Source organism: Streptomyces sp. NPDC000348 (genome assembly GCF_042898795.1).
Taxonomy (GTDB): domain Bacteria; phylum Actinomycetota; class Actinomycetes; order Streptomycetales; family Streptomycetaceae; genus Streptomyces.
Genome location: NZ_JBIAZD010000009.1, coordinates 26,023 through 37,181 on the forward strand (window position 1 = coordinate 26,023; position 11,159 = coordinate 37,181).

9 protein-coding genes are annotated in these 11,159 nt (G+C 74.1%); 2 read left to right on the top strand and 7 right to left on the bottom strand.

Features of this window, described 5'->3' with window-relative positions; genetic code table 11:
- Positions 1–4: 4 nt before the first annotated feature.
- From ACFY3N_RS18825 to ACFY3N_RS18855, 7 genes are all read right to left on the bottom strand, one after another.
- Positions 5–1,540 (bottom strand): FAD-dependent oxidoreductase, encoded by a 1,536-nt coding sequence (locus ACFY3N_RS18825; RefSeq protein WP_390817815.1) that lies wholly within the window; start codon positions 1,538–1,540, stop codon positions 5–7.
- Positions 1,541–1,588: 48 nt separating this feature from the next.
- Positions 1,589–2,506: a diiron oxygenase gene (locus ACFY3N_RS18830; RefSeq protein WP_390817816.1), complete on the bottom strand. Its 918-nt coding sequence runs from the start codon at positions 2,504–2,506 to the stop codon at positions 1,589–1,591.
- A 449-nt stretch (positions 2,507–2,955) separates the two neighbouring features.
- Entirely contained in the window at positions 2,956–3,843 is an 888-nt protein-coding gene (locus ACFY3N_RS18835) for a hypothetical protein (protein WP_390817817.1), read from the bottom strand.
- Positions 3,844–4,073: 230 nt separating this feature from the next.
- The gene (locus tag ACFY3N_RS18840; protein WP_390817818.1) at positions 4,074–5,633 is read right to left on the bottom strand and encodes a DUF4139 domain-containing protein; all 1,560 of its coding nucleotides are present in this window, start codon (positions 5,631–5,633) and stop codon (positions 4,074–4,076) included.
- Positions 5,634–5,639: 6 nt separating this feature from the next.
- The gene (locus ACFY3N_RS18845; protein ID WP_390817819.1) at positions 5,640–7,691 is read right to left on the bottom strand and encodes a DUF4139 domain-containing protein; all 2,052 of its coding nucleotides are present in this window, start codon (positions 7,689–7,691) and stop codon (positions 5,640–5,642) included.
- Between the two features lie 117 nt (positions 7,692–7,808).
- Positions 7,809–7,943, bottom strand: coding sequence for a hypothetical protein (locus tag ACFY3N_RS18850; protein WP_390817820.1), 135 nt, complete (start codon positions 7,941–7,943; stop codon positions 7,809–7,811).
- Positions 7,918–8,805, bottom strand: a complete 888-nt coding sequence (locus ACFY3N_RS18855) for a hypothetical protein (RefSeq protein ID WP_390817821.1) — start codon at positions 8,803–8,805, stop codon at positions 7,918–7,920. Before ACFY3N_RS18855 ends, ACFY3N_RS18850 begins: the two co-directional genes overlap by 26 nt.
- A gap of 468 nt (positions 8,806–9,273) precedes the next feature.
- Here ACFY3N_RS18855 and ACFY3N_RS18860 point away from each other — a divergent pair, with 468 nt between their 5' ends.
- Complete coding sequence (locus ACFY3N_RS18860) at positions 9,274–10,143, top strand: peptidoglycan-binding protein (RefSeq protein WP_390817822.1); 870 nt, start codon at positions 9,274–9,276, stop codon at positions 10,141–10,143.
- A 338-nt stretch (positions 10,144–10,481) separates the two neighbouring features.
- Positions 10,482–11,129, top strand: coding sequence for a peptidoglycan-binding protein (locus tag ACFY3N_RS18865; protein ID WP_390817823.1), 648 nt, complete (start codon positions 10,482–10,484; stop codon positions 11,127–11,129).
- Positions 11,130–11,159: the final 30 nt, after the last annotated feature.

The following is an 11,159-nucleotide window of genomic DNA, read 5'->3' on the forward strand; positions in this document are numbered from 1 at the left end:
GGAGTCAGCGGAGCCGACGGCGTACCAGGCGGCGGAACGCCTTCGGTCCGCCGGCCGGTGCGGGCAGCGTGCCCGCCACCGCGTCGGCCAGCAGGGAGCCGACGGTCTCGGCCGCGCAGGCGCGGTTGGCGCCGATGCCTCCCGAGGGCCCGCGTTTGATCCAGCCGGCGACGTACGTCCCGGGCCTGCCGGTCACCCGGCCGCGCTCGTGCGGCACGGTCCCGGTGGCCTCGTCGAACGGCAGCCCCGCCTGGGCCACCCCGCGGTAGCCGACCGCCCTCAGCACCAGGCCGGCCGGGATCTCCGGCTCGTCGGTGCCGCCGGTGACCCGCACGGCACGCGTGTCCTCGCCCCCGCACACCGCCACCGGGGAGGAGAGGAAGCGGAACACGATACGCCGCCGCCCTCCCGCCGCCCCCGGCGACAGGGACCAGTCGACGGCCTCCCGTGCCACACCCCGCAGCACCGCCGCCTTGTCCCGAGGACCGGCCTCATCGATCGCCGCGCCGATGCGCGGATCGTGGTCGTCGATGAGCAGGTCCACTCCGGGAAGGTGCTTCAGGGCGAGCAACTCGGTTCCGGTGCACGCCGCGTGCTCGGGGCCGCGACGCCCGAGCAGCACGACCTCGCGCACCTTGCTGCGGCGCAGTTCCGCCAGCGCGTGGCCGGCGATCCCGGTGCCCGCCAGCGTTTCCGGAGCGGAGACCAGGATCCGTGCGACGTCGAGGGCGACGTTGCCGTTGCCGACCACGACGACCCGCTCGGACGACAGCTCGACGGCGTCCGCGGCGACCTCCGGATGTGCGTTGTACCAGGCGACGAAGGTGGTCGCGGAGAGGCTGCCCGGCCGGTCCTCGCCCGGAATCCCCAGCCGCCGGTCCGTGGCGGCGCCCACCGCGTAGATCACCGCGTCGTGGTGGGCGGCGAGTTCCTCCGCGGTGACGTGGGTGCCCACGTCGAGGCCCAGATAGGTCCGCGCGCGCGGATGGGTGAGGAAGCGGGCGAAGCTCTCGCCCACCTTCTTGGTGGCCGGGTGGTCCGGTGCCACGCCGTACCGGACGAGCCCGCCGGCGACCGGGAGCCGGTCGACGAGCGTCACCTCGGCCCGGGTGTGCAGCAGCAGGTCCTTGGCGGCGTACATGCCGGCCGGGCCGGTGCCGACGATCGCGACCCGCAGCGGCCCGAAGTCCGAGGGCAGCACCCGGTCGAAGGAGGGCGCGCCCCAGGCGTGGAGGTTCGGGCCCGACCGCGCCGGCGTCCCCTCCTCCTCGGAGGGCTCCGTCCCGTCCTGCTCGAAGTAGGCCGCGTTGATCCGCGCGTACTCCCGCTGTCCGCCGGTCAGCCGGTCGAGCGGGAGGACGGCGTCCACCGGGCAGGCGTCGGCGCAGGCACCGCAGTCGATGCAGCTCTTCGGGTCGATGTGCAGCATCTCCGTACTGCCGAAGGCCCGTTCCTCGGGTGTGGGGTGAATGCAGTTGACCGGGCAGACGGACACACAGGTGGCGTCGTTGCAGCAGGTCTGGGTGATCGCGAAGGCCATGGTCGTCCACTCCGCTGAGGGCCGGGGCAGGTGCAGGGGCGCGGGTCGTCAGATGAGGTGGGCGCGCTTGTAGAAGAAGAGCGCGGGCCCGGTGAGCAGCCCCACCGAGGCCAGGAACTCCATCAGGCCCGAACAACTGGCCCGCATCATCGACTTGTGGTGCTCGTTGGCCTTCGCCTCGCGCAGGGCGCGCGCCTCGTCCAGGCCGGCGTTCGCGTAGACCTTCCGGTTCACCATGCTGGTGACGATGACGTAGGCCGCGACGGCTATCAGCAGGGCGTGGACCCGGCGGCGCAGCCGTCCGGCACGCGCGAGGTGCTTGCGCGTCTCGTCGCGGGCGAACTTCATGTGCCGGGACTCCTCGACGACATGGATGTTGTTGATGGTGCGGACGAAGGGCACCACCCGCTCGTCGCGCATCCAGTCGCGCTGCATGACGTCGAGGACCTCCTCGGCGACCAGGATCGCCGCGTACGCGGCCTCGCCGAAGGCGACGGTCTTGAAGAGCCGGCCGAGTTCGAGCGCGACCCGGTGCGGTCGGTAGGCCGGAGCCTGAAGCTTCTTCGCCCCGCGGGCGAACATGATCGAGTGCCGGCACTCGTCGGCGATCTCGGTGAGCGCCCACTGGACGGTGTCGTCCGTCGGGTCCTTGGCGTAGATGTCCCGCAGCACCATCTGCTGCAGGATCATCTCGAACCAGATGCCGGTGCTGGCGACGGACGCCGCCTCCTGACGCGTCAGCGCCTTGCGCTGGGCGTCGGTCAACTCGTCCCAGTACGCCGTCCCGTAGAGCGTGCTCCACTCCGGGCTGGTGCCGTGGAAGTCCGTGTCGAGCGGCGTGTCCCAGTCGACCTCGGTGAGCGGGTCGTAGGAGAGCTGCGCGGACGAGTCCAGCAGGCGCCGGGCTGCGCCGTCGCCGGAGGGCCGGTTCCCGGCGGCCTCCGAGGGGGAGGGGTGGATGGCCATGCTGAGGGCTCCTCGAATCGAGTCCGGGCGCTATTACCACGGGTAACGATCCCGTCTTGCTGACGAACTGTATAGCAAGAGGAGCCGTGTTCCTACCCCCGAGTAGCGAAGGACCGCCGCGGCGCCGAGGACCGCGGGATCAGGCCGGCGACGTCGTCCGGGTCGGCCTCCGGCCCCGCCCGGGTCGTCCGCCCGGGCGCCGTGCACCGGCACGACGGCCGTCCCGGCGTGCTCACCGGAGACGGGACTCCCGCCGCCTGCGGATGCCGCGGACGGGCCGGCGGCCCCCAGCCCGGTGGCGGGGACGAGGACGGTCGGGGGCGGGGCCCGCCGGGCGGCGTGCCGTGACGGCCGGCCGGCACCGCCGGACGGTCCGGGCGGGTGGACGAGCCGTCCCGCGGTCGTCTCCGCGTGCCCGGTCCTCCCTTAGGTCCCGTGAGGTCCCGCGGTCACTCGACTCCGCTGGGAGTGGGCTGCGGTGTACGGCCGGCGAGGACCTCCCGCAGTCGCTGCGTGCCCTGCGCGACGGCCGCGGAGGTGGTGGCGTGGTCGGCCCCGTCGGTTCCGCCGTTGGTGACCGTGATCGCGTTCACGCCGATCCGGACGGCGGCCACGTCCAGGGTGACGGTCACGGGCTCGTTCCCGCTCGTGCCCTTCACCGTCACGGTCAGTCCCTGCCTCGCGTCACCTTCCTCGGGCAGGGACATCTCGGTGACCTGGACGGTGCGGTCACCGACGTCACCGCCGGTCAGAGTGAACTGGTCGCAGGTGTCGGGAAGCGACCCCAGCCACTTCATCGACTCGTCGAGGTCGGCCTTCCGGTAGGCGGCGACCTGGTAGAGCAGCCGGGAGTCACCCTCCTGGAACCCATTGAGCGCCGACGCCCCGGACGGGCGGCCCAGCAGGGTCTCCTCGTACAGCGAGTCGACCAGCCGCAGGCACTCCGAGGCGTCGCTCTTCCCCTCGAGGAACGCGGCCACATCGACCTGTCCGACGAGCAGGGAGTCCCGCCAGTCCTGCGGGTTCTCGGCCTGCGTCCAGTCGCCCTCGAGGTCCGCCTCGGTGATCAGCGCGTTCCGCGCGCCGGTCTCGCTGAGTTCCGTGGCGGGCGACGAGGCCGGCGACGAGGCGGGCGACGAACCGGGTGATGAACTCGGGGACATGGGCGACTCGGTCTGCGCCGCGAGGGCCCGCTCGACGGCCGCGGTGGCGGTCTTCGACCCGGCCGCCGCACTGTCGTCCGCGCTGGAACAGGCCGCCGTGGTGAGCAGTGTCCCGGTGGCCAGTACGGCGGCCAGGACACGGGACGAGCGGACGATCGGGCGAGGGGTGGTCACGAGTGCCTCCTGAGGATGGGACGAGCGCCCCGACGCCGACCTGCCCCGGGCGCTTTCCGGCCTTGTCCTCCCACCGCATCACCGGTCCGCCCGGGCGACCAGCGCAGCGGAGGCACACGGGTGAGAACGGGCCCCGCGTCGCGCCCGGGCAGCCGAGGGGCCACCGGGAAGAAGCGGCCCCTACCGGAGGGAAGGGGGCCGCGGACCCGTCGGCGGTGCCTTCGCCGTGGTCACAGGCCGGTGACCTTGCCGCTCGCCGAGACCTCGTAGACGAGGGTGACGGTGCGCCGGCCGCCCGGGGCCAGCGGGACGTTCCAGCGGACGATGCCGTCCGCGTCGATCGCGTCGGGCACGGGGGAGCAGCCGTCCCGGCGCAGGCGGACCTCCACCGCCGAGACCTCGGAGACCGGGACGCGCTCCCGCACGACGACCGTCCTGTCGTGGTGCTCGCCGGGGGCGGAGAACCTGGAGAGGTGCAGCCGGACGGTCCGGGTGAGGACGGTCCGCTGGGTGATCCCGGCGCTCTCGCGGGTCTCCTCGGTGTGCCGCAGCACCCGGTGGTCGTCCCGGCTGCCGAAGGCGAGCTCGACGGGGGCGCCGGGAGCGGTGAAGTCCAGGGTGCCGCGTCCGCTGAATCCACTGCCGCGGACGAGGTCGACGGGCCCGGCGAGCAGGGCGTGGCCGGACAGGTTGTCGCACCGCACCACCTGGCCGACCAGGGGCGACAGTTCGGGCGAGCAGGCGTACTCGCTCCTCGCCGGCGAGGTGAAGGAGGAGAGCGGCACGCGGTGGGCGCGGCCGTCCGCGGGCACGGAGACCGGTGCGGGGGAGTGGAGCACGCGCACCTCCCCGCCGTCGTCCACGCCCGGCAGTCCCGGCACGGGGGCGGGGCCGAGGTCCGTGATCTCCTCCTCGCGCAGGTCGACGTGGACGGTGCGGCGCTCCGCGGTGGAGCGGTCCTCGAGCGTCAGCCGGTCCTCACCGAGCCGGGGCGGTTCCGTGGCCCGCGCGGAGCGGGCCGTCGACAGGGTCAGCCGTACGTTCGACCAGTCCTCGCCGGTGCGCTGCCAGACGATCGCGTCCGTGTCCAGCGTGAGGGAGTCCCCGTCGAGCACGGCCCGGTAGGCGGGCCGCCACACCGCGCACGGCGTGAGATGGCTCAGCCGCAGCCCGGCCCGCCCGGCGGCCCGGGCGTGCACGGTCAGCTCGATGTGGCCGACCAGCTCGGCGGGTTCCGTCTCGGAGCGCTGCACGGCCCGCTGGGTCTGGGAGAGTTCGGTGGTCACGGCGGCCAACGCGGCCTCCGCCGCGCGCAGCCGCTCGCCGTGGGAGTCGCGTTCGCCGTCCACCCGGTCCAGTTCCCGGGCCCAGCGCTCCCGTTCCGCTTCCCCGGAGCCGGCGCCCTCGCCGATCTCCCGCAACAGATCGGTGGCGAGGCGGCCGAGCAGATCGAGGCGGACGCGCAGCCGGTCACGCCGCTGCTCCAGGGCCGTCCGCTTCTCCTCCAGGGCTGCCGCACGCCGGCGCAGCGCGGAGTCGTCGTCGGTGGGCCGCGGCCCGCGCGGCGTCCAGCTGCGGACGATCCGCGCGTCGAGCACGGTCGCCGGGTGGTCGGCGGTCAGCTCGGCGTGGAGGGTGCGGTCGACGGCCAGCGCGCTGACCGGTCCCAGACGCAGTCGCTGCGTGCCGCCCCGCAGATCGAGCACGATCGCACGCTCGACGTGAGCGCGGTCCTCCGTGCAGGTGACGGCGGTGACGGGGAGGGGGATGGGCTCCGATGACGTAGACATGCTGTGTCAGCTCCTGCGGTTGCCGCCGGTAAGGGCCTTGCCGGCCGGGATCCGGATCGCGTAGCCGCCGTCGAGGGCGGCGGTGCCGCCGGCGGGCAGCTCGATCCGCCACAGGCGTGTGCCCGGCGCATGGTGCTCCGGGCCGGCGTCGCCCTCGGGCGCCGTCCAGTCGGCCCGTTCCTCGATCCGGACGTCCGGGTCGGAGGTAACGGGCACGCGCTCGCGCACCTCCACGGAGACGGGCACCGGAAGCCGGTTGGCCAGTTCGACGTGGACGCGGTGGTCGAGCACGGTGACGTTGTTGCGCAGCCCCGCGGTCGACTCGTGCAGACTCACCCGGCGGGTGACTCCGATGGCCTCGGCCGGTCCGAGCCCCACCCGGCACACACCGCCCGGGGCGAGTGCGGGCAGGGCGGCGGTCAGCAGGAAGTCCTCGTTCACGGTGACCTCCACCGGACCGGCCAGCAGGGCCTGGTCGGTGGCGTTGGAGAGCACCAGCGTCGTGTACACGGTCTGCTCCACGGACGGAACACAGAGGTACTCGGTGCGCAGGCCGACCGGGACCCCGCCGACGGTGACGGTGTGCCAGGTGCCGTCCGAGGGGATGTCGGCGGGGGCGGCGGCATCGAACCGGTGGTCGAAGGAACCCGCCGACTCGCGGGGCCGCACCGCGTGTCCGGGAAGGGGCAGCGCACCCACCGTCTCGGCACGGCGGCGGTACTCGGCGGTCACCGGGTCGAAGCCGGAGCCGGGGAACAGCCTGCCCCGCCGGCCGCCCTGTTCGTCCGGGCCGCACAGGACGAGCGCGGGGTAGTCGAGCTCGGCGCCGTCCGGCTGCGGCGGACCGGCCACGGGCAGCGGCGGCGCGTACGCGCCGGCGGCCCCGGACGCGGCGGGCGGTGGGGGAGCCGCTTTGGGGGCCGGGGGAGCAGCCGGGGCCGCAGGAGCGGCCGGGGCGGCGGCGGGCGCGGCGAGCCTCGCGGCGGTACGCGGCCTGCCGCCCGGCCGGGCCGGGGCCGGCGCCATGGCGCCGCCGAAGGCCGGAGGGGAGACGCTCTCCGGCAGCGGGACGGGAGGCGGAACGGGACCGGACGCGGAACCGGTCCCGGCCACGGGCGCACCCCTCCTGTCGGGCCGGGGGCCCGCCGCGTCGTAACCGGCGAAAAGATCGGTCAGCCCTGCCGGCGGCTCACGCCAGCCCGAAGGCGCGGGAGCGGGCTGGCTGCGTCCGATGCGGACCGAGCGGAGCCGGGGCAGGTCGGTGCGGCGGCGCAGGTCGGCGGTGGCCAGGGCGATGCGGACACCGGTCCAGTCCTCACCCGTGCGCTGGGCGACCGAGGCCCGCAGCACCAGGGATCCGTCGCTCTCGCCCGCACGATGAGTGAGCCGGTAGGCGGGCACCCAGACGGCGCCGGGCACCCCGTACTCCACCTCCAGCTCCACCTCCGCGTCGTCCGCGCCGTCCAGCGTCAGGACCGCGCACATCGAGTCGGCCACCGGTGCGGAGGGGACATCGGTGGAGGCGCGGGAGAGCCTGTCCACGGCGACCGTGAGCTCGTGCTCGACCCGCCGCAGCTCCTCCTCCAGCTCGCGGAGCCTGCCGTGCAGCCCGGTCAGACGCTCGTCGACGAACTCGGAGAGCTCGAGCCACGCGTCGACCGGGGTACGGCGGTGCGGGTCGTCCCGCCTGCGGGCCGGCGGCACCGGACGGAGCGCAGCGACCTCCTCGATCAGACCCAGTTGCCGGTCCCGCCGGCCCCGAGCCGCCGCACAGTCGTCGCGCAGCCGCTCCTCTTCGCGCCGCAACGCGTCGAACGGGTCCGTGTCGACGAGTTCGGCCTCCACTTCCACCCGGGCCTCGGTGACGCGTACCCCGGACCCGCCGACGACGCGGGCCCGCAACGAGCCCGGGTCCAGCGAGCGGGGCAGTCCCGCCACCCGCACGCGTCCGCCCGCCGGCACCGTGCCCCGGGCCAGGCGGCGGCAGAGCGCGCCCTGCGCGTACACCACCACCGCGTCGAGAGTCGAAGCCCACCTCGGGGCCGTTCCAGCCGTCATGTGCTCCCCCGCCCAGCCGTGTCCGTGCCGAGGGCAGCCTACGCGGTGACCTGCCGTCGGTCCTGCCGGATCCCGGTGCCGGCACGGACCACGCGCGGTGGGCCGTCGGCGGCCGCCTCACCAGATCAGGCACCAGTACGTGCCGTGGTGCCCGATGCCGATACGGCTGTTCCACGGAACCAGGCCGGGGTCGGGCTGACCCACGGCCGCCATCGAGCAGGCGGGGTCACCGAGCGCGTCGGCGTTCGCCATGCGGTGGGCGGCGGCCGTCGCGGTCGGGGAGGTGTACCACGTGGTGGCCCTCCGCTCGTCGCCACCGGCCGTCGGCGTCGGCCCGGGTGTCTTGGCGGACGGCGTCGGTACGTGCTTCGAGGGCGCCGGCCGCGTCGTCGGTGTCCGTGTCGGCGCCGGGCGGGCGGATGATGCCGAGGGCTCCGGCGCTGCGGACTTCGGCGGTGGGACGGGTGTGGCGGGCTTCGACGGAGGGCGGGGCGTGGCGGACCGTGGTGAGGGTCTGGGCGTGGCGGACCGTGGTGAGGGTCTGGGCGTGGCGGACCGTGGTGAGGGTCTGGGTGTCGCGGACCGTGGTGAGGGTCTGGGCGTGGCGGACCGTGGCAAGGGTGCAGGGGGCGCGGACCGTGGCGAGGAGGTGGGGGTCGCGGACCGTGGCGAGGGGGCGGGCGTCGGGGCGCCCGGTGAGAGGCGGGGTGTCGCGGGCCGCGCCGGTGGTGCCGGCGTTGCCGGTCCCGCCTTCGGGGTGCGCAGGGCCGACGCGCCGGTCGAGGTCCGGTGGGGCGCCGGCCGGGTCGTGGGTCCCCGTTCCGGCGGGACCGGCTCGGCTGTCGTCCGCCGTGCCGGCGGTGGCGGCTCGCCGGTCGGTCTCTGCGCCGGAGGCGTCGGCCGGGCCGTCGGCCGCAGGTTCGGCGGGGTCGGCTGACGGGGCCGGGACGTCGGCCCGGGCGACAGCGTGGGCGCCGGCGTCCGCCGGGCCGTGCTCGACGGCTCCGTCGTGAACGTCCAGGACGGCAACGGGTTCAGCGTCGGAAGGGACAGGTCGTTGGAGGCCGAGGGCGTGGGACCGGGCGTTCCGCCGTCCTGCGCGACCAACGCCCACACGCCGATGCCACCGAGGACGAGCACAGCGGCGCCGCCTGCGATCCACGGGGCACGCCGGGGCGGGCGTCGGTGACGGTTCATGGTCTTACTGTCCTATGCGACCTGACGGGGCGCCTGTCGCGTCGTCCGGACGTCGTGCTTTCCGCCCGTCCGAGTGAGGCGGGGGCCGCTTCGGCCCCCTTCCGGACGGAGCGGCTCCGGGTGCGCCGCACCGGCTGCCCGGCGGCCGCGGCCATGACGGACCCGCGCTTCACCCGACCGGCGCATCCCGCAACGGGAACACACGGACCCCGGACGCCGCCACCGATCGTCCTGCCCGTTTGCCGCGGGCCCCCCGGCAGACGCATCGTGGGAAGTGGGGGAGGGCCTGCCGTGAGGCCTCCTGTCCGCCCCGGCGCCCCACTCGCCCCCTTCACCCCTGTCACCCCCACCGGCAGGTGTGAGACGAAGAGGGAAGGATCTCGCCATGCCCCGTCCATGGATGCCGCAAGCCGTCAAGGCGGACGTCGGGGACCATGCGCCGTGCGACCCCGGGTTCCCGGCGAGGGCGATCGCGCACATCACGGCGGACAGGGAGGCCACTGCCGGTGCTCCCCTGGACCTGGTCCCTTTCGGCAACCTCGAAGGCTTCTTCACCGGCGGCGGCAAGGACCGGGCTCCGCACATCCTCTGGGACCCCTTCACCGGAGCGTTCGCCCAGTTCTTCCCCGCCACCTCCCGCAGCAAGGCCCTGTCCGACACGGCCGGTGGTACGCGCACCAACCGGGCCGGCAAGGTCGTCCTCCAGATCGAGGCCCTGTTCTTCCCCCACTGCCGTGTCAACGGCAAGGTGTTCGCAAGGCTGGTCGACACCCCGTGCAGGGGCTGGGACGATCTCCACGCGTGGATCGGCTCCTGGGACGTACCGGACGTCTGGCCCATGGGCCCTCCGACTTCCCTGACCCGCCGTACCTGTCCGGCCGACAAGTGGAGGTCGCAGGGCGGGTGGTACGCCCATGCCCATGTCCCGGAGAACGACCATGTCGACCCCGGTTCCTGGCCGGCGTTCGTGTCACGGCCGCCCGGACCGCCCGCTGACGAGCCCCGGTTCGAGCCGTTCCCCGGGGTGGCGTTCTTCCGCGCGGGACGCACGTCGCCCGTCATCGCGGAAATGCACGGCCGGCTCGTCGCCGAGGACTGCGACCGCTACACGTCCGGCACCGGCACCGACGTGTGGGGACCGGGCGACGTGAGGTCCTACAGCGCCTGGCAGCAGAAACTGGGTCTCGAGGGCGGCTCCGCCGACGGCATTCCCGGCCGGTTCAGCTGGGACAGGCTGGCCGTCCCCAACGTCTGAGGCGGTGCGAACGTCGTGCCGGAGGGTCCCGGGACCGGAATCGCCGGACGGGCCGTCAGAAAACCGGCGGAGCCGCGTGGTTCCCGGGTTTGCGTGCCACTCCCGTAGGGCGCATGGTGGAAGGAGAGCGACTGCGACAGCCGGCGGCGCACGGTCCGGGACGGAACCGTGGCTCCCCGGAGGGGGTGCCGCTGCGCCGACCGGCAGGTCACTCCTTACCGGCCTCCACGCCGATCGACCACTTCCGGCGCCGGTACGGTGACATCCCGCGTGTTCGACGGACGACCCCGCACCGTCATCCGGCGCCCTGCCGAGCCCCACGGAGAGGAGCGAGGGCCATGCCTGCGACGGCGCCATTCCCAGGAGTGAGATTCTTCCACAGGGGACAACGCAGCCCCGTGATCGCCTCGATGGGCAAACGCCTGGTGGCGGAAGGGTGCGGGAAGTACCGGACGGGCCCGGGTCCCGAGTGGACCGATGCCGACCAGCAGTCGTACGCCGCCTGGCAGCGCAAGATCGGGTTCGAGGGAGCCGATGCCAACGGCATCCCGGGCAGGACGAGCTGGGAACGGCTCCGCGTCCCGACGGCGGCCTCCGTACCCGGTGGTGCCCGCGTCGCGTCTCCCGTACCGGGTCACGGCATCACGACCCCCTACGGGAAGAAGGGGCCGCACTGGAGCCTGGGCCGTCACACCGGCGCGGACTACGCCGCTCCGCGGGGAGAGCCGTGTGTCGCGGTGCGCGACGGTTCCGTCGTCCGCAGCGGACACGACCGCAGTTTCGGCGACTTCCTCGTACTGCGCGTCGGCGGGTTCGACTTCTACTACTGCCACCTCTCCGAGCAGACCGTGAGAGGGGGCTCGGTCAAGGCCGGCCAGAAAGTCGGAGAAGTCGGCTCCACCGGGAACGCCACCGGCCCCCATCTGCACTTCGAGAAGCGCCCGGCCGGCGGCGGATTCGGCTCCGACATGCCCCCCAGCTGGTGACCGGGAGAGCTCATCGGCCCGTCAGCTGTT